We start from the raw sequence: 22449 nt of genomic DNA on the forward strand, positions 1-22449 counted from the left end.
TGTGCATTTTTATCATTTTATAACCCTTCACCACGTCTATCATAAAGCACCACATAAAAACCCTGATCGGCAAGTTTCTGCGCTGTAGTAACCTCAAAAGCCCTGGAGCTGCTGCCTGGGCCACCATGAATAAAGATTACAGGTTTATGCTTATGGTTTCCGTAAGCTTTGCTGTAAAGTGATTGTCCATTTGCAAGAAATGCCGTTAAGAAAAGGAGAAAAAAGAAGGTATATTTCACAAACGAAAGTACAAAAAATGCCGCCCAATCTGAGCGGCATTTTTTGTTAAATTACAAGCTATAAATCCAGCCCGATTAATTGATGAATTATTGCTCTGCTGCATATTTATCACTGAACTTTTTGTCCAGTTGCTTATGCAGGTTATCCAGATTAATATCCCTTCCCTGGATAAAAGCCTGCTCTACCTTATTTGTTTTCATATCCAGTGCATCTCCCGCAGAAATAAAGAAAGTGGCATCTTTCCCAACTTCAATACTTCCGGTGGTTTGGTCTGTACCCATTGCTTTTGCTGCATTCAAGGTAATTGTACTTAATGCCTTTTCTTTATCCAGGCCCCATGCAGTAACTGTTCCTGCCATAAAAGGCAAGTTGCGCTGTTGCCAGTACCCATCAATGCTTAAAACAACATTTAAGCCAGCATTAGCCAGAATAGCTGCATTTTTATAAGGCATATTTACATCGTCATCATTGTTGTTTGGCAAAGCATGCGGCTGTTTAACCACCACCGTAATGTTGTTCGCCTTTAAAAAATCAATGATTAAATAAGCCTCATCCGCGCCCGTAATTACCGGTGTGATACCGAACCCTTTCGCGAAATTAACCGCTGCTACAATATTCTTTTGACTTTCTGCCTCAATAAACAACTTTTCTGTACCTGCGAAAACAGGCTTCATAGCCTCAAACCGCGTATTGATCACTTCAGGTTTGCCCATTTCTGCATAAGCTTTTGCTTCCGCAAAAAAAGAAGTCAATTGGTTAATAGCCGATTGTGTACGTTCTGCTAATACTTCTGGTGCCAGCTGCGGACGGCCATAACCCCTGAAGCGGGGTGTCGCCGGCCAGCTCATATGCATCGCATCGTCTTTCCTGAGCGCAGCATCTTCCCAATTCCAAGCATCCAGTTGAACCACAGAAGAACTGCCAGAAATTACTCCACCCTGTGGTGTGGGTTGTGCCATCAATATACCATTACTACGTAAAGTAGCAGGTACTTTTGAATCCGTATTGTAAGCAACAATAGAGCGGATATGCGAATTATAATCACCAATCTCCTCAAAATCAAGCGTAGCTTTTACAGCCTCAATTTCTGTTAACCCTAAATTTGTTGTTGCGGCAATAAAGCCCGGGTAAATATGTTTCCCACTCGCGTTGATGCTCATGACATCACCTTGAGGAACTTGCCCGCTGGCAGCTACCGCTATAATTTTTCCATTCCCAAAAAGGAGTGTTCCGTTTTCAATCACTGAACCATTTCCAACATGTATTGTTGCGCCGGTTATCGCTATGGTTTTACTTTGTTTTTTCGCCGGAGATATGTTGGCCTGTGCAAAACACATCAGGCTTGATGCCGATAAAGCCAGGCTAAATAGATATGTTTTCATCTTAGTGTGCATGTTCTGATTCATTTAATTCTGCTGAGTAGTTTTCTAAAGTTTCGCAATTGTAAAGGCGTGGAGCAATTCCCTGGGCACGTTGCGTACCAGAACCGCTGCTTTTGCTCTCTAACATCTTTTGAATTAAACGTGCTTTTTCAGTTTGCTGAGTTTTAATCACCAATGCATCCTTCTCTATATCCCAATAAGCAACACCATCTACAAAAGTCTTTTCAGCTTTTGCATAAATAGAAAGCGGGTTGTCTGACCAGATCACTACATCAGCATCTTTACCCGCTTTTAAACTTCCAACCTGGCCGTCAATATGAAGCATTTTTGCAGGATTTAAGGTCACAAACTTAAAAGCTTCCTCTTCAGGAACATTTCCATATAAAACAGCCTTGCCAGCTTCCTGATTTAAATGTCTCGCCATTTCTGCATCATCAGAATTGAAAGCAGTTGTAATCCCTACATTGTGCATAATCTTTCCATTGTAAGGAATAGCTTCTGCAACTTCATTTTTATAAGCCCACCAATCAGAAAATGTCGAACCGGCAATGCCATGCGCCTTCATTTTGTCAGCCACTTTGTAACCTTCTAAAATATGTGTGAACGTATTGATCTTGAAACCCAGACTATCTGCCACATGGATCAGCATATTAATTTCACTTTGCACATACGAGTGACAGGTAATGAAACGCTTATTCTTTAAGATTTCTACAATCGCATCTAATTCCAGGTCACGGCGGACATTGTTCCCTTTTACGGCGATTGCTTTCTCATACTCTTTTCCGCGTGTAAACTCATCCACAAAAGTCTGTTCAACACCCATACGTGTTACCGGGAAGCGTGCACCAGTACCAAAATTACTCTGCTTTACGTTTTCACCCAAAGCAAACTTGATGAAACCATCAGCACCAGCAAATTTCAACTCTTCTGGTGCTTTACCCCAGCGTAATTTAATCAATTGAGACTGACCGCCAATCGGGTTTGCCGAACCATGTAAAATATGAGAAGTGGTTACACCTCCTGCCAGCTGGCGATAAATATTTACATCTTCCGAATTAATAATATCCGCGATACGAACCTCCGCAGAAACAGATTGTGCACCTTCATTAATACCACCGCTGCCTGCAATATGCGAATGCTCATCAATAATTCCCGCAGTTACATGTTTGCCTGTTGCATCAATAACTTTTGCATTGCCTGCATTCAGGTTTTTGCCTACTGCTTTGATTTTTCCATTTTCCAGCAATACATCTGCATTTTGCAGGATGCCTTCTTTTTCATTTGTCCAGACTGTCGCATTTTTAATCAGCACATTTTCTGCTTTTGGCAATTCTGTATTTCCGAAAGCGCCAAAAGGATAGATGACCGGGCCCATGGCTAAACTAGATTTCGGCTCTTCCTTTTTGAGTGTTTCTTTAGCTGCTTCTTTGTAAGATGCTGTAAATCTGCCGGTCGTTCCATCCGGAAGTACTGCTTCACCTTTAAATACCAGGGGAGAAGCTGCGGTCAAAAATCCACTTAAGCGGACATTACCAGCAGGATTCTTTTTTAAATTGAAGTTAATGCTTACCCAATCGCCATTTCTTGTAAAAGCAGCAGTAGCTTTAACGCTATCTACACCAATTCTTTCAATTGCTGCCACTGAACCACCTGATGCCCCGGTGATTTTTAAAGTTAAGGCACCTAAACCGTCAATGTTTAAATTGTAATTTCCACGGATATCTGTGATATCTATTCTGTTGATAATAAAGCGTTTTCCCTGTACCCAGTTTTCAAAAATGATGTTCTCTTTTTTGAACAGGTTATCGGATGAAATCAGGAAATTGGCTACTTTACCTTTTTCCAGTGAACCTACTTTATCGCTGATCCCTAAAAGAGAAGCCGGGATTTCGGTGATGGATTGTAAAGCTTGTTTCTCTGTTAAACCTTTTTCAATTGCAAGGCGGAGATTGGCCCAGAAATCACGGGTGTTTTCTAAACCGAACGACGTCAAGGCGAATTTAATTCCTGCCTTTTCTAAAGCAGCTGCATTGGCAGGTGCCATTTCCCAGGCTTTCATTTGTGCCAGCGTTAAGTTTCTTGCTTCCGAAGGATCTTCCACATCATAAGCTTTAGGGAAATTCAACGGTATAATTAAGCTTGCCCCGGTTGCTTTAACTTCCTGAATGCGCTGATATTCATCACCTGTAGATTTGATGATATATTGTTTGCCAAACTCTTTTCCAATTTTATCGGCACGAAGGATATTAGCCCAGCCATCAACCTCAAAAAGCTGGGGGATATTTTGCTGCTTTCCAAATTCTTCGAGTGAAATATTGTATTCCTCTTTTTGTTTGCTATACCACTGTGCATCGTAATAAGTTTGACGCAATAAAGCAATTGAACCCATTAAAGAGGTTGGATAATCGTTTGAAGACGTCCCTTTGCTGAATGAATAGTTTGCAGCAGTCTGATCTTTCAGGAATATAGTGTTAGCAGCACCATCATTCAAGGTTACTGCCGCAGAAATTCCGCGTGCAATTCCGTCACGGTTGATTACATTGACACTTCCGAAACCAGCTTTCCGCAGCTCATCTGCTTTTTTGCTGTCCACAGAGAAAATGTTTTTCACCTGTGTTTCCGGTCTGATAGCTTCGTTCCACCCATAAGCGCCTTTTTTTGTCGAAACAAAAACAGATTGACGTGCGCCGCGAGGTTGAACAACAGCTTCCGGTAAACCATAGCCGGTAAAAGCGTCTACTAAGGAAGGATAAATGAATTTTCCTTTCACATCAATAATCACGTAACCTTTAGGTACAGCCAGGCCAGAGCCAACTGCTTGTATTGTTTGGCCTTTCACCAATAAGGTAGCGTTTGTAAGTGTTTGATTGGAATTGACGACGATTGTTGCGTTGGTAAACGCAAACATACCCGGTCTGGTGTCAAAAGAGCCATTAACAGGGTAGGTAGTTTGCTGTGCAAACAAAAATGCAGCATAAAATACCAGCACAACGGCGAGTAAAAGTTTCTTCATAATAGGTTAAGGGGTTAATTTATTTAAAAATAATACAAATTAATAATCAACTCACTTAATCACTCAATTTTTACAATTGAGACAAGGAAAAAAGTGGTTTATTATTTCTTCCGTTAGAATTGTAAAAAAAATAATTTAAAATAAACCAATTGAAATATAGATTGTTAAGGATTTCAAATTGTCAATATTGAAAGTCCAATTTTAGAAAAAAATGGATACTGATCATCAAACAGTTGCAATTATTGTAGCTCATCCGGACGATGAAACATTATGGACAGGTGGTACATTAATTGACCATCCGGACTGGCGGGTTTTTATAGCCTGTTTATGTCGTAAAAACGATGAAGAGCGTGCTGGCAAATTTAGCAAAGTCCTTAATTATTATAAGGCAAAAGGGGCAATGTCAGATCTGGACGATGGCCCGGCTCAGCAACCTTTAGCTGAAAAATTGGTACAAAGGAAAATCCTCGGGCTGGTTCCTCATAAATGGTTCGATCTGATCATTACACATAGCCCGGATGGTGAATATACCAGGCATCGCCGGCACGAAGAAATAGGAAAAGCAGTAATCAAGCTCTGGCATTCAGGAAAAATCCGGGCAAGTGCACTCTGGACATTTGCTTACGAAGATGGAAACCGTACGTATTTTCCAAAAGCAATCACTAATGGAACTTCCAATTACGAACTCAGCTGGCAAAGCTGGCAGAAAAAATATAATATTATCACCGAAATTTATGGTTTTGCCACAGATAGCTGGGAGGCAATGGCTACTCCAAAACACGAAGCTTTCTGGCAATTTAAGGAACCTGAAAAAGCGATGGCGCAGCTATATCTTCAGAAAAAGGACATCAAATGAAAGTACTTTTGCTTTATGACTACCCACCATCTCCAAGCGGCTTAGCTACTCAGGGAGATCTTTTATACCGTGGGCTGACCGAAATGGGGATTGATGTACATGCAGTACATTTTGAGTCTCATCTGGAAAAAGAATGGTATTACCGATGGTTTAAACCAGATATTGTGACTGGTGTAGGCTACTGGGGTTATACACCTGAACAGGTAATACATCCCCAAAAGTATGGATTAACTGCTGTGCCATGGCTGGTTGCAGATGGGTATATCGCAAATCATCAGCAAGTACTGAATAGGCTTCCATTACTGTTAGTGACCTCAAATTGGGTAAAAGAAATGTATATCCGTGATGGGATCATTGGAGATCGTATAGCAGTATTGCCGGTAGGTTGTGATACAGCCAGGTTTGCAGCTGCTCATCTGGAAGAAGCGAAAATAAAGGCAGTCAGAGATTCATTTGGTCTGTCCCCGGATCAATTAATGATTTTGACTGTTGGTGGCGATGCCGCCTCAAAAGGGGCAAGGGAAGTTATGCAGGCATTATCTATGATCCAGAACGAAGTGCCTGACTGGAAATATGTTTGTAAAGTATGGCCGCAGCCAAGAACAACAATTCAGAATAGTGCTGATCTTGACCTTGCAGATGGGCTCGGTATTCACAAGCGGTTTAGTTTTGCAACAAGTATTACCTCGAGAAATTTTATGCCTTATTTGATTTCGGCTTGTGATATTTATGCCGCTCCTTCCCGGTTAGAAGGTTTTGGAATGTCACAAGTGGAAGCAGGTGCCTGTGGAAAACCTGTCATTGGAATGAAGGCTATGGGGATGCTGGATACTATGGTTCATCAGCAAACAGCTTTGCTGGCGGAAATAGGGGTCCGTATCATTGCCGATGAAGTCAGTGTGCCGGATCTAACCGATCCTGAGAAAACTTGTAAAGTTCGTCTTGATCCGCCCAGAACTGTAGATTATCGTGCTGATCCAATCAGTATTGCTGGCCATTTAAAGGAGTTAATGACAAATCCGGCTTTAAGAGAAAGCTTAGGTAAAGCAGCTCAAAAGCATGTCGAAGCACATTTTGATTATCGGGTAGTAGCTAAGCGGTATCTAGAAATTATCAAAGACAGACTGGGCGTTCAATAATAAGGGGCCTGCAATTCAATAAAAAGATTGGAGATCATAACAATGGAAAAACAACTGATCGGGAAAGCAAAACAAGCTGCACTTGAAGTATTGCTGCACAATATGAATGGCCCTTATCATGGACTGCCCCGTACTGCGGGTTGGGGATATCCTGAGCCTTATACCAGGGACCTGCTGATTACTGCATTAGGAATCGGTGTTAGCGGTAATGACCCGTTGAAAGAGAGCATGGTCAAGGTATTGGAAACCCTTGCCGGAACACAAAGTAAAAATGGTCATATTCCATCGCTTGTACATGATCAAGAGAATCGGGGTGCCAGTGATACCACACCTTTATTTTTACTGGCTACAGGGATCTTTAGAAAAATAATGGATCAACCTGATTTTCTGGAAGAAGCTGTCCAAAAAGCAATGACCTGGATGGAATTTCAGAAACCTGCTGATAGTGGACTGGTTGCTCAGCAACCCACCAGTGATTGGAGAGATGAACAATGGGTGCCAGGTTACGGGCTCTTTGTGAATACGCTGACCTATAGTTATCTCAAATTGTTTGACAAACAGGAGCAGGCCAATGAAATACTGAAGGAAATGAGCCGGTTTGCACTCACTGATAAACCCTATTATGCATTGTGGACTTATAAGGTTTACAGCAGTGAACGCTTTGATTTATTGGGAAATAGCCTGGCTATTTTATCCGGGATAATCCCAGTTTCCAATGCAAAAGATATAATTGCATGGATTGAAGACGAATGTGCGGGCATGAGATTAAAAGGAGAGCTTGCGGTTGATCTTCCCCCGAATTTATTTCCATTCATTGAGCCTGGAGATCTCGACTGGATTACAAGGTATCAATACTTTAACCAACCCGGGGAATACCATAATGGAGGAATCTGGCCATTTGTTTGCGGATTTTATATCGCGGCACTGGTTGCCTGTGAGCAATATCAACTGGCCGGAGAAAAATTAATCGTGCTGGGCAAAGCATTGCAAGCAGCTGCTGATCAAAGTAAAAATCTTCAGTTCGGATTTAATGAATGGCTAAAAGCACAGAGCGGAAAGCCTGCCGGACAAGACTGGCAAAGCTGGAGTGCATCTATGTATATCTATGCTGCTGAATGCGTAGCAACCAAAAGAACACCCTTTTTTGAAAATATAAGATAATCGAAGGAGGTTATTTATTCACCCGCTAAAATCCATAGCGGGTTTTTTTATGCGCATTCAAGTTCAAAAATGACCAGTTCAAGATCGACATCGTCCAGATTAGGTATTTGCTGATTGATTTCGGATGGAAGCAGGGATACTTTTGAAGAAGAAATTAAAACACAAGCTAAAAAATAGAACGATGAAAAAGAATCAACGCTACCTTGCCAATACCCTGATTACCGGGGCGCTTGCCATCTTGGCAACTCCCATTTTTGCACAGTCAGTTTCAGCCACAAAGGGTGCTGATCAGATCCGTCATTTCCACATTAATGTCCCCCAGGCGGCGATTGCCGATCTTCGTCAACGTATTGCCGCTACAAGATGGCCGGAAAAGGAAACGGTAAAAGATCAGACTCAGGGTGTGCAATTAGAGAAGATCCAGAAACTGGTAAAGTACTGGGGAACAACCTATGACTGGCGTAAAGCAGAAGCCAAACTGAATGCTTTGCCACAGTTTATAACAACCATCGACGGATTGGATATTCAGTTCGTACATATCAAGTCTAAGCATAAAAATGCGATGCCACTGATTATTACGCATGGCTGGCCTGGTTCTATCTTTGAACTGCTGAAAATCGTTGGCCCACTTACAGATCCTACCGCTTATGGAGGCCGCGCAGAAGACGCTTTTGACCTTGTTCTTCCATCAATGCCGGGATATGGTTTTTCTGGTAAACCTCAGGGAACCGGCTGGGATGCAGATCACATTGCTACAGCATGGGATGTATTGATGAAACGTCTGGGCTACCAGCATTATGTTGCTCAGGGGGGAGACTGGGGTTCAGTAGTTGCCGATAAAATGGCGCACCAAAAGCCAGCAGGATTGCTTGGCATCCATGTGAATATGCCTGCAACTGTGCCTGCTGATGTAGCGAAAGCACTTAACAATGGAGAACCTGCACCCGCAGGACTATCTGTTAAAGAAAAAGCAGCATTTAAATCACTGAATTATTTATACAAAAAAGGTGGAGGTTATGCAGCAATGATGGTTACCCGTCCACAGACTTTGGGCTATGGTTTATCGGATTCACCAGCCGGGCTTGCTTCCTTTTTCTACGACAAACTAAATGAGTGGACTTTTAGTGGAGGCGATGCAGAAAAAGTATTGACTAAAGATGAAATTCTGGATGACATTTCTCTCTACTGGCTTACCAATACCGCAGCTTCTTCTGCCCAACTTTACTGGGAGAATAATGCCAATAACTTCAACGCTGTAGATATCTCGGTTCCGGCAGCTGTAACGGTCTTTCCCGGGGAAATTTACCAGGCACCAAAAAGCTGGACGGAACGCAGTTACCATAACCTGATCTATTTCAATGAGGTTAGCAAAGGGGGCCACTTTGCCGCCTGGGAAGAGCCGCAGCTTTTTGCAGAAGAGCTTCGTGCAGCATTCAAATCATTACGTTAATTCAATACGCATTCAGTTAAAAACATAAACATTTAAAATAGAAATCATGGAAAATCACACGATAGAAAAAGTACTTTATACAGGTAAAACACATACCACAGGCGGCAGAGACGGTGCGTCTCAAAGTTCTGACGGACGCCTTGATGTTAAACTCTCCATCCCTGGTAGTTCAGGAAGCGGTACTAATCCGGAACAACTATTAGCGGCGGGCTGGTCTGCCTGTTTTATCGGAGCAATGAAAATTGCAGCGGCTAAGATGAAGATCAATCTTCCTGAAGATGCAGCAATTGATACAGAGGTGGATCTGGGGACAGCGGGAGATGCTTACTTTTTACAGGCACGTTTAACTATAAGTCTGCCCGGTTTACAGCCGGAAGTCGCAAGGGCGCTTGCAGATGCTGCTCACCAGACTTGCCCATATTCCAAAGCCACGCGTGGTAATATTGATGTAGTCATTAACCTGGTTTAAAAAGCTCAAGGCCTGTTCGTTTACCGGACAGGCCTTCATTTGTAAAATGATAACTGTAAATTAACATTTGTTATCACAAAAAATAGAAAGATGAAGATTATAGGTGTACATTATGATACCTTCGGATTATGATATTACAAGATTAGAGCCAGCAGCTATATATGAAAATTTCCAGAGACGATCCGTTTGACTTGAATCTTTGTATCAGAGGGTTAGGTGTTTTAACTACTTATATGCATTCTGATATTTATGAATATATCTACTATTTCACTTTTAAAAAAGTGATGAAATCCTATGCGAAAGATTTCAATGATGCGTGGGAACAATATCTGGATGAAGATGAGTTTTTTGAAAAAATAGAGGATCCTTTTGTTCAGAATGCGCTTAAAGCTCAGTTCAAACTCATGAAGTTTAAATTGGAACTGATCCGGAGATTTGGGTTTACGGAAACAGAAGATCTGGAAGATGCTGAAATTATTATACAGGCACAGCGGTTTAAACCTTATGTACTGATTTATAAGCGGGCTAAAAGTTATAAAAAACTAAAGCTTTATTACGAACGGACATTGGAGGGGATTATCGCGTGTTTGTATAGCTATGCCGCGGCGATCACTGTACAGCGTTATAAAATTCCACTGTTATTTAAAAGACAGTTTAATTCAGCTGATCAGAACTGGTCGCGTCTGCTGAACACTGATGATAATAATGTCATATTATTGAAGCAATTGATTGCTGGATTAAAGGAAGATCTGGATCAGTTGAGGTTATTGTTGTAGAAATAAGAAAGCCAATCATTTTTAAAAGTAATAGGGGTATTAACTTTTTGTTCGTTTAAGTTATAAGTGTTAACTATACACTGTTGATTATATAATTTAAATTATGAAACTTACAAATTTTAAGGTAGTGGTTATGTTGCTGTTCCTCACGCCTTTAATGACCCTGGCGCAAAGTGGCGGACAAAGAAAAAGTGATCTGGTAGTCGTACTGATCAAAAAATATATTACTGAAAAACGCGTGGATCAGATTTATGCGCTGGGCAGTAAAAGCTATAAATCTTCTATCAGCCAGGAAAAATTGGCTGATTTTTTTGAGAAAAACATCTATATTCTGGGGAAAATTAAGGAATCTTCTTTGATCAGCCCCAAGAAAAACCTGAATAGATACAAGTTGGAGTTCGAAGCTGAAAATATAGAACTTTCTTTCTCACTTGATCAGAATAACAAACTAACTGAACTTTCTTTTTCAGATTTTGTGCCTGTCATTACTAAAAAGATCACACTGGTTCCTTCTTCCAATCCCTTGAAATCAAAACTGGACAAAGAAATTAATACGCTGGCAAGGAGTTATATTCAAAATTCAAATACTGTAGGTTTGAGCATTGGTATTTTAAAAGATGGAAAGACCTATACTTATGGGTATGGCAGTACACAAAAGAAGAATGGGGTGCTTCCTGATGCGAATACAATTTTTGAAATAGGTTCCATTAGCAAAACATTTACTGCTCAGCTGCTCGCCTGGTATGTGAGTGCAGGAAAGATCAGTTTAACGGATCCAATTACGAAATATCTGCCGGATTCAGTAGCTGCGAACCCTGAGCTTCAGCAAATAAAGGTTGTAAATTTAAGTAACCATACTTCGGGATTAGTTCGCTTGCCGGAAAATCTTATGAACAAAAACTCTGATGCTGCAAATCCTTATAAAAGCTATACTAAGGAATTATTATTCAGTTACTTAAAGTCTTGTAAGCTGGCCTCCGTTCCGGGAGAGGTTTATAGTTATTCCAATACGGGCACGGGGCTTCTGGGCGTGATTTTAGAACGGATCAGTGGTAAAACCTATGAAGAGCTGGTGAAAGAAATCATAACTGATCCTTTAAAAATGAACAGTACATTTCAGCACCTGACTCCTGAATTGGCAAAACGCTTTGCGAAAGTATATAACTTGGAGGCGAAGGAAGTTAAAGCATGGGATCTCGATGCCCTTGTTGGTGCCGGTGGTCTTCGTTCCACTGTTAATGATATGCTGATTTATGCGGATAACAATATTGAAAGTAAAAATCCTGATTTAGCAAAAGCATTTGAACTTACCCATCAGGTTACTTTTTCGAAAGACCCTATGGTTGGTTTGGGTTGGCACATCATGAAGCCAACAACGGATACTTATTATTGGCATAATGGTGGAACTGGCGGAAGCAGAAGTTTTATTATCATCAATATCAATAAAAAGACTGCTGTAGTTGTACTTTCTAATTCGCAAGCCGATACTGATAATGTAGGCGTAGGAATTATAGAGAAATTATAGTGATTTAAATAACCGGTGCGTTTGCTCACCGGTTATTCATTAAATGTTAATTCAGAATTAGCGTTTGTTTTCTATCCGGGCCCACAGAAAGGTATTTTACAGGTATATCTAACTGCTCTTCTAAAAATGTGATATAAGTTTTTAGTTTTGCAGGTATCTGATTTATCGAGTTTATACCAGTTATATCCTCTTTCCAACCTTCAATTTCCTGTAATACAGGTATAGGTTGAATAGAAATTATATCATAAGGCATGTAATCAATGACCTCACCATTGTAATTATAATGTGTACAGGCGTAAATCTGATCAAATCCACTGAGTACATCTGCTTTAGTCATAATCAATTGCGTGACCCCGTTAATCATAATCGCATATTTTAATGCGGGTATGTCAATCCATCCGGTACGTCTGGATCTTCCGGTTATTGCACCAAACTCGTGACCTTTAAGACGTAATTCTTCTCCCGTTTCATTATCTAGTTCCGTAGGAAAGGGGCCGCCGCCTACACGTGTACAGTAAGCTTTGAAAATACCTATTACTTCGCCAATTTGGTTAGGCGCAATCCCCAGGCCTGTACAGGCGCCAGCAGTGGTCGTATTGGAAGAGGTTACAAATGGGTAAGAGCCAAAATCAATATCCAGCATAGTACCCTGTGCACCTTCAGCCAATACCTTTTTTCCTTGTTTTACATAGGTATTGACTACATGTTCTGAATCCACTAATGGAAATTGACAAATTAAATCCAGTGCTTCGAAAAATGCGTTTTCCTGTGCGCTGAAGTCAACAACTTCACCGTATAAGGATTGCAGTATAGCTTTGTGTTTGCTAACCAGTTTTTCGTAACGCTGCTTAAAATCTGGCAAAGTGAAATCACCAATACGTAAACCATTACGGCCGGTTTTATCCATATATGCAGGGCCAATTCCTTTTTGTGTAGAACCAATTTTGCCGTCGCCCATTCTTTTTTCAGAAGCGGCATCCAGCAGCCGGTGCGTAGGTAAGATCAAATGTGCTTTTTTTGCAATCATCAGCTTCTTATTCCCAAGTAAATCATGCCCGGCTTCTTTTAAATTGTCCAGTTCTCTTTTTAAAGCAATTGGATCGATAACCACACCATTTCCAATCAGGTTCATCGTGTTTTCAAAGAATATGCCCGATGGTATTGTATTCAGTACAAACTTTTTACCTTCAAATTCTAAAGTATGACCTGCATTCGGGCCTCCCTGAAAACGGGCAATCAGATCATAGTCCGGACTTAAAACATCCACAATTTTTCCTTTACCTTCGTCGCCCCATTGGAGGCCTAATAAAACATCAACAGCCATTATCTATTTATTTTTTTGTTGAAGCAAAGTTGAGGATAACCTGGTAGCTGTCAATTGTCAAATGGCAAAAAAACAAATCAGTTATTTTTTTCTGATCCGGCTCAGTGAGGATGGCGTAATTCCAAGGTAGGAAGCCAGCATGGAAAGTGGGACGCGGTTAGCCAGGCCAGGATAATGGTCAAGAAAATGCAGATAACGGGTTTGCGCATCCTGAACCAGCATATTACTGCTTGCTCTCATTTTATTTTCCATCACATAAGAAGTGATTTTTGAAAATAGATCGCTCCAGCCGGTAATGGTATTGGAAAGTTCTTCAAAACCTACTTTGGAAAAGACCAGCAGGGTAGAATCAGTTACTGCTTCAATATATTCTGCTGTAGGAATTTCATCCCGAAAGCTATTGATATCGGCTATAAAACGGTTTTCATAAACAAAATAACGGGTATAACCTTCACCAGTTTTATCATAATAACAAACTCTGAATACCCCATCTGTGATGTATCCTATTTTATCTGCTATCTGACCAGCTTGTGAAAAGTATGCTCCTTTTTTTATTGTTTTTGGTTTTACTTTGGATTGAATCATTGCAATCTGCTCCTGACTGAGGTGCCCAAATTGAAGGAGGTAGTTAATTAATTCTTCCATATTCAAAGTTAATCAGTCCTGGTTAAACAAAAATTGCCATTTGACAAAAAATCGTGGAGAAAGGTGGAATTTGACGTAGTTTTATAAATTGTCACAAGTTTACGGATTTCCGTAAATAAAGTATTCTTTTTCTGCATACTTTTGATCAATTAACATGCTAATACGGTGCCTTTCTGTATAATTGCAATAGTCTGTTTAGTTAATATTACGAGGTAGTTGAATTATTGATTAATAAGGCTATGAATAATATTTAAATGAAAAATAATTCACAGCTGATTAAGGTTCTGTTCGGTAGGAACTGAACAGTGTTTGAAGCAGGTCTGAAAGGTGTCTGAACAAGAGATGTCTACTAGCCTTATAGTCAGTAGTTTACGTATAGCCTATTTCGGTCGTTTTTAGGGTGTAATTGGCTGTTTTTCAAGGCTGATTTTAATGGTTTTTTGATTTAGAATAAGGAGATATCAGCTAAATACTTGTGTTTCGTTATTGGTAAGAGAATTGTATATTCGTGATTTAGCTGAAAACTACAATCTGACAATTTATAAATAACCTGATTGATGAAAATGCATGATATTCCTGTTCATAAACTTGAGCTGAGTACTGCGATAGGCGTAGAGCTGCAATACTTTGATAGGGATGATTTCTCAGATTCCAAAATGGAAACGATGGGCGCCCATCGGGATGATCATTATTTGTTTTTTTTTATTGAGAAAGGACATGCCTCTATGGAAGTGGAATTTAAGGAAAGACAATGTAAAACGGGAACATTATACTATATCTTACCATCACAGGTACATCGACGGATAAATAATAAAGATGCTACGGGCTGGATCTTAGCTGTAGACCCCTCTTTGGTTCCACTTAATTATGTAGATATCTTTGATCATCTTTCCTATCTTCAGGAACCATATTTACTGAATCCGGTTCAATTAAAACAATGGAGCAGTGTGTTCAAATTACTTAATGCGAAATACAATAAGGATCAGGATGATCCTTTTTACATACCGGTAGTCCATGCCATAGTTCAGTTGTTCCTGACTATGACTGCCAAATGTTTCAACGCTGGCCCGGGCATGAGTCTGAAATTATCCAGACCCGTTGAAATGTCCAAACAGTTTAAAAGATTGGTGATAGAAAATTTCCGGACAATCAAGAGCCCCTCTGCTTATGCAGATAAGTTAAACGTTTCTGAATCCTATCTGAACGAGGTTGTGAAAAAGGTGACCGGATTCCCGGTAACATTCTGGATAAACCAGGAAATTATACTGGAGGCAAAAAGACAGCTTTATTATAGCCAACTGGATATCAAGGGAATCTCAACATTGCTGGGCTATGATGATCAATCCTATTTTTCCAGGTTCTTTAAGAAACTTACAGGAATGTCTGCTATAGCTTTTCGTGCTAAATACCGCAAATAGTGCTAAAGTTACTCGATTATTGCTATTTAAACGGCGCTTAAATCTGCGTCCCTTTGCTTGTACTAAAACAATAGTATATGCAAAAAGAGTCTCTTCAACAAGCAAATGGCAATTCAATCGATGAGCGGTTATTGCTGCAAACAGGATATGTAGAAAAAGTAAATAGCGTAGGAAAGGGGGAAATCATAGAGATCAGTTTGTATCTCCCTCTGGTTAACATGCTGGACTGGACAGAGGTTCCTTATATAAAATTTTCTGTTGGCGGAGCGCTTTTCCGCAAGTATACACCAGCTGCATGGGATGCCAAAGCTCAGACCTGCACCTTGTTTATTGATGCTGCACATGATGGGCCTGGAACTACCTGGGCACGCAGGCTGCGGGAAAGGGATTTGGTTCAATATATAAAAGTTGGAAGCAGCCGCCAGTCACCTCATCCTACCGGCAGAATAGTTGGACTGGGAGATGTGACGAGTATAGGACAACTGCTTGCCTTATTTCAAATGACGAATCCAGGCACCCGTTTTTCTGGTGTATTATTAATTACTGACCGTGAGCAATCCGAATATTGTAATAAAAATCTGTCTCCTTATCTGCACCCTGTTTTATGTGAGGATACAGATCAGATAACGCCTGTAATTTCCTGGATCAATGCGCAAAAATACTCAATTCCAGACACGTGTTTTTATATCACGGGTAATGATTTTGTGGTTATTCAGTTGAGGAAATCATTGATTGCTATGGGATTTGCTACTGAGCAGATTAAAGTGAAAGGATTCTGGTCATGAGCGACTCTTTTGCAGCCTTAAGGTACAGGGATTTCCGGGTTTATATCGGGACACGTTTGTTTTTTACTTTCGCCTATCAGATGCAAACTGTAATTACAGGGTTTTATATCTATCACTTAACAGAAAGTGTTTTTTTACTTGGATTATTTGGGCTTTTTGAAGCCGTACCTGCGATCACAATTGCATTGTATGGTGGTTACATTGCTGATAAATCCGAAAAACGAAAGATGTTATTGTGGATTTATACGGCCGTATTATTATGTTCTTTGGTTTTGCTTTGTGTAACGATGACTAGTGTACAGGTCTTTATATCCACTGCGGTATTGATAAAAATCATCTTTTTCCTTGTTTTCTGCAATGGAATAGCACGCGCATTTTTGGGGCCTGCTAATTTTACGATCTATACGGAAAGTCTGCCAAAAGAAGCTTATGCGAATGGAAACAGCTGGAATAGTACCATAAGGCAGGCAGGATCTATTCTTGGCCCGGCTGTGGGCGGCATAGTATATGGGTATTTTGGAATAACTGCTGCATTAGTGTTAATTGTCCTGTTTATTTTAATGGCGCTGATCACCGCCTGTTTTCTTAAAAAATATCCGCCTGTTTTTACACCCAAAGAAAATTTCTGGAAAAGTTTGGCCGGGGGTATACAGTTTGTTTTCAGGAATAAAATGATGCTGGGGGCAATGAGCCTTGATTTGTTCGCTGTGTTTTTTGGGGGCTTTGTTGCACTCTTACCAGTTTTTGCGAACGATATTTTAAAAGTCGGCCCGCAAGGATTGGGATTGATGCGGGCTTCAACTTCCGCAGGTGCAATTTTAGTCATGCTGCTGATGACAAAATATTCTCCTATGCACAAGCCGTGGCGGAATTTACTTTTGGCTATCACGGGTTTTGGTTTATCAATCATCTGTTTCGGAATCTCCAAAAATTTCTATTTGTCACTTTTCCTGCTTTTCGCCAGTGGAGGATTTGATAGTGTAAATATGCTAATCAGGGGTACTATTATGCAGTTACTGACGCCAGATACCATGCGTGGCCGGGTATCCGCAGTGACGTCAATGTTTATAGACTCGTCCAACGAAATTGGTGACTTTGAATCCGGAACGGTTGCAGGTTTAATTGGTACTGTACCGGCAGTAGTTGTTGGAGGGTGTATTACCTTAACAGTAGTTGGAATTACCTACTGTAAAACGAAAAAATATATGTCATTCTCCATCGGAGATATCCATCCGGAAATTTAAATTATTATGAAATTATTGAATAATATAATCGCAATAACATTAATGTTTACTGCTATTTCGGGCTTAAGTTTAGCGCAAACGGCTAATGAAGGTCAACTCACTGGAACAGTAATTGATTCTTTAACGAATATGGGTGTTGACTTCGCTACAATCAGTTTATTTAAAGCAGGCGTTACCGAACCAATTGCTATGATCAGTACAGATCCAACGGGTAAATTTGAGTTTGTAGCTATTCCCCGGGGAGTGTATCGCCTTACTGTTGATTTTATTGGCTATCACAGAAAAATTATTACATCTGTCGTTATCGGGCCTGAAGTGTCTTTGGTTTCTCTCGGCAAGCTCATGCTTGCACCCGCCGGTAACACTTTAAAGGAGGTAACTATACAAGCTAAAACCCAGGTTCTGGAAAACAGAGCTGATAAACTGATATACAATGCCGCTGCCGATGTTACCTCCCAAAGTGGTGTGGCTACTGATGTATTAAAAAAGGTGCCGATGGTCGCGGTGGACATTGACGGCAATGTGGAGTTACAGGGAAATGCCAATGTCAGATTTCTGATCAATGGAAAACCTGCTACCATATTTGGCTCGAATATATCGGATGTCTTACAATCTATGCCCGCCAGCCAGATCAAAAATATTGAAGTGATGACCAGTCCGGGAGCGAAATATGATGCTTCGGGCACAGCAGGAGTTATCAATATTGTCTTAAAGGATAATCAAATAAAAGGTGTAAACGGAAGCGTTAATTTATCTGGGGGAACCCGGTTTGAAAATGGTTCAGTAAACCTGAATGCCAGGAATAGAAATTTTGGTGTAAGTGCATTTTTCAGTGGAAATTATCAATTAAACTCTAATATTGGGGTTCTGAGTAACCGGCTTTCCTTCAAGTCCGCTAAAGATACCTTAACCCGGTATATACAGAATCGCTTTAGTCCTTTTTCAAGGAACGGCTATCAATCAGGGGTTAGTGTGGATTGGAATATTACACCTAAAGATGTATTAACAGCTACGTTTGGACTGAACCAGGTGATTACACATGGAACTGGCAGGATTGTACAAAATCAACAAACTTATCTTTCTACAGGCAGGATATTATCTGATATCAATAGTGAGCGTACAGATGCCACGGATTTTGGTGAAAATACGCAGAACTGGAGTCTGGCTTATAAAAAAACCTTTCAAAAAGAGGGAAGGGAGTTGAATTTTCTCTACGTATCGAGCGCTGCTAAAAATACAAATTATGATTCGCAGGTTACCAGTTATCAGAATGGCGCGTTTCCCAGCAGTGGTATCAATAGTGATAATCCTGGAAATGAGCATGAAACTGATATCTCAATTGATTATATTGAACCATTAGCAAAGAATTTCAAGCTGGAGACGGGATTAAAAGCCATATTCGAAAATATCAATAACAGTGTGGTTACTGATAGCTTGTTGAATGATGGGACATTTGTAAATAATCCGGGCCAGACCTATAGTTTTAATTTCAAAAGGAACATTTATGCCGGTTATATTTCAACTTCAATTTCCCTGTTTAACAATTTTTTAAACGGAAAAGCCGGGATACGTTACGAAAGGACGGATACCAAGTCCGATCTGTCAAATGTTGCTATACCAGTGAACAATATATGGGCACCAAATCTTTTAGTACAACATAAGCTGGATGAAACTCAAGCTGTCAGGTTTACTTATATCTACAGAATACAAAGGCCCGATTATGAGGATTTGAATCCCTTCCTGGAAATTATCGATCCACGCAATATCAATACTGGAACGCCTGAATTGAAGAATGAAACGGGACAGAAATTTGAAATAGGTTATAGTAAAACGTTTGCCAATAGCAGCAGTCTGTATATCGGTGCTCTTTATAACCGAAATAGTAATGATATTCAGCATTTTACTGCTTTTTTTTCTGTATATACTGCAAATGGAACTGACTATAATAATGTGTCCCTTACAAAAACCGCAAATATTGGATCTCAAACTACATTAGGAATCAATATTTCGGGTTCAGCAGTAATCAATGAAAAGTTAAACCTGCGTGTTAACCTTCTTTTGCTTGAAAAAAACAACCTGGTTCCCGGATTACCTGCTGTGGGTGGGTTTTCTTATAACGCCAACCTGAATGTGACCTATAACCTGAATAAAGATATAATTGCGGAAGGCTTTGGTACAATTGACTCAAAAAGAACAGATTTTCAAAGTATCCGTCCAGGTTCGTATAATTATACGGTTGCTGTTAAAAAGCAATTATTTAATCATCGGGCCAGTATTGGCCTGATGACCACGAATCCATTTAATCATTATGTAAATCAATATTCCAGCGCATATGGTACTGGTTTTACACAAACTAATTTAAGACAACGAACTATGCGTTCATTTGGAATTACATTTAGCTATAAGTTTAATCAACAGGCTAAATCCTGATAGTTAGTGTTTGATAAACAGGTCAATCAAAAGGCCCAAAAGGATTACTGAAGCAGAAAATGTCAGTAATCCTAATATATAGGAAGCCATTGCTTTTAAATAATTTGCCCATTTCTGTTTGTCAAAAAACTGCCCGATTGCCCAGGTACTATATGCCATACTTATAATTCCGGAAACCTTCATTAAACTTAGTTTTGTCAGGCCTTCTAAAATTGCAAAAACAGAAAAGATGAGCATGCTGGTTCCGATCACAAAACACAATAGAATCAATATTTCAAAAAAGTTGTAGTTCTGTTTTCTGAAAAATAGTTTGAGCCAGAAGGCTATAAATACACCCATGATGATATTCCCATAACCGTAGTGGTTCTGAACCCATTTGAAAATTAAGTTTGCTGTTGGATTTGTGGGGTCATTAAAACTAATGTACTCTTCCTTCAGATGAAAAAAATGGGTGGTTAATGTATAGATTAAAGAGGCTACTATGATGAATATAATTGGTTTTACAAGTTTACTCCTGTCTTTCGCAATAAATTCTCTTACGTTTTGTCCGGGTCTGATCAGCAACTCTTTAATGGTGAACAGGATGCCTCTTTCAAAGTGTAAAACGTGTTCAAGCTCGTGTATAATATAATGACCATTAATTCTTTTGATGCTTGCAGGCTGCCCGCAATTGGAACAATATTTTCCTGTTAATTCAAGATTACAGCTAGTACAATGTGTCATTTATTTATTTTTTTTGAGAAGTATTTTTTTAACTGGCAGTTCATGTTTCTGCCTCACTAAATGTATAAAATTATTTATTGATCTTTCCGGGTGAGCAATTAAAATATAATAATATTTCTTTATTAAACGCTCTGTTTGAGGGAGAAAAACACATTACCGATATTGTTTACAACCCAACTGAACTGGGTGGGGATGACAGGGAGCATAAAAAGGCCTGCTTCGATTTGTTGTGTACCGGAGACCATGGCGAGCAATTTATCGTGGAGATGCAGCGGGCAGCGCATAATAATTTTGAGGACCGCTGTATTTTTTACATGAGCCGGCTGATCCATCAGCAAAAGCTAAAGAGCAGGCGTAACTGGGAAGTTAAACTTAAAGAAGTTTTCCTGGTTGCAATCCTGGATTTTAACATGAAAAATTGCCTGAGTGACCATTATTTGCAAAGTATTTCCCTGGTCAATACCGGTACAGGTGAAATATTCCACAATGGACTGGGATTTAAGTTTTTGGAACTGCCTAAATTTGGGAAGAAAGAAGATGAACTGGAAACTGAGCTGGACAAATGGGTTTATTTGTATACGACTCGATTTTACAACGGGAAGAAGACGATCAGTACCGTCTTGGGTATGCAGAATGGAAGGGAAGAGAAGAAGGAATGGAAAAGGGGTTAGAACAAGGTTTAGGACAAGGAAAGGAAGAAAGGAAACATGAAACTGCGCTTGCTATTGCAAGAAAAATGAAAGAAGAAAAATTTGATATTGATAAAATTGCGGGGTTTACTGCGCTCCCGATTGAAGAAATAGAAAGGCTTTAAAAAGAGGCAAGAGACTATACCCTTAATTTGGTATAGTCTCTGATTCTTAATATACATTTAAGGGTGCTTAAATACTTACTACAAGCCTTTTTCCATCAGTGATTTCCATGTTCCAGATTTTTTCAATGTCCTGAACCGGGACTATGGTTACCTCTATTGTCAATTGCTGATCTGCTGCAAGCTGAAACATTTCCGGAAGGATCTCCTGAAAAAGCAGGCCGACTTCTTCTTTTGTCCAGCTTCCCAAACCGGAGCCTGATAGCTGGAGATCAATGCTGCGTAATATTTGTGAGGATAAAGTGATCGTATCTCCGGACATCGAGCCTATAGATACATAACGGGTACGGGCGGAGAAAGTTCCGGTGCCTTTTAAGGAGGAGAGAATTAGTTCTGCGGAATGCCCCCATAGATAATCGATAACGACGTTGATAGGCGTTACTGCGTGTATCTTTTTTAGCTGGTCAACAAAAGAAGCATCGTCCTGATTCAGAGAGATAAGCTGATCTGCTCCCAGGGCTGGCAAAGTCTTCAGTATTTCTTCATTTCTGCCGGTAACAACTATCTTTCCTGCGCCGTAATGTCTGGCAAGCTGAATAGCTATTTTACCAGTGAAACCAGTAGCGCCATTGATTAAAACTGTTTCCCCGGGTTGTAATCCGGCGCGGAAACGCAGTGCCAGAGCCGATCCCATAGCTGCATTTGGTAATGCTGCGGCGGTAGCATCATCCAGTCCGTCGGGTACAGGCGAGCACCACTCTTTTAAAAACACGGCTTGTTCTGCCATTGTACCAGAAGTGCCGACACCATAAATACGCTGTCCGTTTGATAAAATACCAACACCATCAGTACATACTACTTGTATCTTAGCTGTTTTTTCCGAAGAATAATGCTTGCCACTGGCCTTTAATTTGTCCAGGTTTTTGATGGATACGGCTTTTACCTGCACTAAAATTTCACGATCGTGCTGAACCACTGGTTCAGGGATTTCTGCATATTGAGGTATTTCACCTGCCTGATAGATTATTGCTGCTTTCATTGTTTATCAATTTATACCA

The 22449-nt window shown here is 40.2% G+C and carries 20 protein-coding genes; 13 read left to right on the forward strand and 7 right to left on the reverse strand.

Going from position 1 to position 22449, the window contains the following annotated elements:
• Positions 1-17: 17 nt before the first annotated feature.
• The 3 genes from HDE70_RS06340 to HDE70_RS06350 all read right to left on the reverse strand — a co-directional run bounded on the left by HDE70_RS06340 (position 18) and on the right by HDE70_RS06350 (position 4635).
• Positions 18-239, reverse strand: coding sequence for an alpha/beta hydrolase family protein (locus tag HDE70_RS06340; protein WP_183888807.1), 222 nt, complete (start codon positions 237-239; stop codon positions 18-20).
• 87 nt (positions 240-326) lie between these two features.
• Positions 327-1622 (reverse strand): amidohydrolase family protein, encoded by a 1296-nt coding sequence (locus HDE70_RS06345; RefSeq protein WP_183888810.1) that lies wholly within the window; start codon positions 1620-1622, stop codon positions 327-329.
• A 1-nt stretch (position 1623) separates the two neighbouring features.
• A complete protein-coding gene (locus tag HDE70_RS06350; protein WP_183888812.1) occupies positions 1624-4635 on the reverse strand; it encodes an amidohydrolase family protein in 3012 nt (1003 codons plus the stop codon).
• 211 nt (positions 4636-4846) lie between these two features.
• On the opposite strand from HDE70_RS06350, the gene HDE70_RS06355 reads away from it, so the two are divergent.
• The 7 genes from HDE70_RS06355 (at position 4847) to HDE70_RS06385 (ending at position 12011) form a co-directional block, all read left to right on the forward strand.
• Positions 4847-5491 (forward strand): PIG-L deacetylase family protein, encoded by a 645-nt coding sequence (locus tag HDE70_RS06355; RefSeq protein ID WP_183888814.1) that lies wholly within the window; start codon positions 4847-4849, stop codon positions 5489-5491.
• A complete protein-coding gene (locus HDE70_RS06360) occupies positions 5488-6630 on the forward strand; it encodes a glycosyltransferase family 4 protein (RefSeq protein WP_183888816.1) in 1143 nt (380 codons plus the stop codon). The genes HDE70_RS06355 and HDE70_RS06360 overlap by 4 nt, the downstream gene beginning before the upstream one ends.
• A 42-nt stretch (positions 6631-6672) precedes the next feature.
• Positions 6673-7791: a glycoside hydrolase 100 family protein gene (locus HDE70_RS06365; RefSeq protein WP_183888818.1), complete on the forward strand. Its 1119-nt coding sequence runs from the start codon at positions 6673-6675 to the stop codon at positions 7789-7791.
• A gap of 181 nt (positions 7792-7972) precedes the next feature.
• Complete coding sequence (locus HDE70_RS06370; RefSeq protein ID WP_183888820.1) at positions 7973-9241, forward strand: epoxide hydrolase family protein; 1269 nt, start codon at positions 7973-7975, stop codon at positions 9239-9241.
• Positions 9242-9287: 46 nt separating this feature from the next.
• On the forward strand, positions 9288-9710 hold the full coding sequence (locus HDE70_RS06375; protein WP_183869065.1) for an organic hydroperoxide resistance protein: 423 nt from the start codon (positions 9288-9290) through the stop codon (positions 9708-9710).
• A gap of 161 nt (positions 9711-9871) precedes the next feature.
• A complete protein-coding gene (locus HDE70_RS06380) occupies positions 9872-10486 on the forward strand; it encodes a hypothetical protein (protein ID WP_183888821.1) in 615 nt (204 codons plus the stop codon).
• Between the two features lie 103 nt (positions 10487-10589).
• Positions 10590-12011, forward strand: coding sequence for a serine hydrolase (locus HDE70_RS06385; RefSeq protein ID WP_183888823.1), 1422 nt, complete (start codon positions 10590-10592; stop codon positions 12009-12011).
• A gap of 46 nt (positions 12012-12057) precedes the next feature.
• On the opposite strand, the gene HDE70_RS06390 is transcribed toward HDE70_RS06385, so the two are convergent.
• Positions 12058-13335 (reverse strand): adenylosuccinate synthase, encoded by a 1278-nt coding sequence (locus tag HDE70_RS06390; protein WP_183888826.1) that lies wholly within the window; start codon positions 13333-13335, stop codon positions 12058-12060.
• A gap of 81 nt (positions 13336-13416) precedes the next feature.
• Positions 13417-13980 (reverse strand): Crp/Fnr family transcriptional regulator, encoded by a 564-nt coding sequence (locus HDE70_RS06395; RefSeq protein ID WP_183888828.1) that lies wholly within the window; start codon positions 13978-13980, stop codon positions 13417-13419.
• Positions 13981-14537: 557 nt separating this feature from the next.
• Between HDE70_RS06395 and HDE70_RS06400 the strand changes: the two genes are divergently transcribed.
• From HDE70_RS06400 to HDE70_RS06415, 4 genes are all read left to right on the forward strand, one after another.
• Positions 14538-15398, forward strand: a complete 861-nt coding sequence (locus tag HDE70_RS06400) for an AraC family transcriptional regulator (protein ID WP_183888830.1) — start codon at positions 14538-14540, stop codon at positions 15396-15398.
• 77 nt (positions 15399-15475) lie between these two features.
• A complete protein-coding gene (locus HDE70_RS06405; protein WP_183888832.1) occupies positions 15476-16183 on the forward strand; it encodes a hypothetical protein in 708 nt (235 codons plus the stop codon).
• Positions 16180-17427, forward strand: a complete 1248-nt coding sequence (locus HDE70_RS06410) for an MFS transporter (protein WP_183888834.1) — start codon at positions 16180-16182, stop codon at positions 17425-17427. Before HDE70_RS06405 ends, HDE70_RS06410 begins: the two co-directional genes overlap by 4 nt.
• A gap of 42 nt (positions 17428-17469) precedes the next feature.
• On the forward strand, positions 17470-19857 hold the full coding sequence (locus tag HDE70_RS06415; RefSeq protein ID WP_221302012.1) for an outer membrane beta-barrel protein: 2388 nt from the start codon (positions 17470-17472) through the stop codon (positions 19855-19857).
• 3 nt (positions 19858-19860) lie between these two features.
• Here the strand turns inward: HDE70_RS06415 and HDE70_RS06420 are convergent, their stop codons facing one another.
• Positions 19861-20580: a DUF3667 domain-containing protein gene (locus tag HDE70_RS06420; RefSeq protein ID WP_183888838.1), complete on the reverse strand. Its 720-nt coding sequence runs from the start codon at positions 20578-20580 to the stop codon at positions 19861-19863.
• A 77-nt stretch (positions 20581-20657) separates the two neighbouring features.
• Between HDE70_RS06420 and HDE70_RS06425 the strand changes: the two genes are divergently transcribed.
• Together HDE70_RS06425 and HDE70_RS06430 are read left to right on the forward strand one after the other, a co-directional pair.
• Positions 20658-21251, forward strand: coding sequence for an Rpn family recombination-promoting nuclease/putative transposase (locus HDE70_RS06425; RefSeq protein ID WP_183888840.1), 594 nt, complete (start codon positions 20658-20660; stop codon positions 21249-21251).
• Complete coding sequence (locus HDE70_RS06430) at positions 21236-21394, forward strand: hypothetical protein (RefSeq protein ID WP_183888842.1); 159 nt, start codon at positions 21236-21238, stop codon at positions 21392-21394. The genes HDE70_RS06425 and HDE70_RS06430 overlap by 16 nt, the downstream gene beginning before the upstream one ends.
• 67 nt (positions 21395-21461) lie before the next feature.
• Here the strand turns inward: HDE70_RS06430 and HDE70_RS06435 are convergent, their stop codons facing one another.
• Positions 21462-22430, reverse strand: coding sequence for a zinc-binding alcohol dehydrogenase family protein (locus HDE70_RS06435; protein ID WP_183888844.1), 969 nt, complete (start codon positions 22428-22430; stop codon positions 21462-21464).
• Between the last annotated feature and the right edge of the window lie 19 nt (positions 22431-22449).

This window comes from Pedobacter cryoconitis (assembly GCF_014200595.1).
Classification (GTDB): Bacteria; Bacteroidota; Bacteroidia; order Sphingobacteriales; family Sphingobacteriaceae; genus Pedobacter; species Pedobacter cryoconitis_C.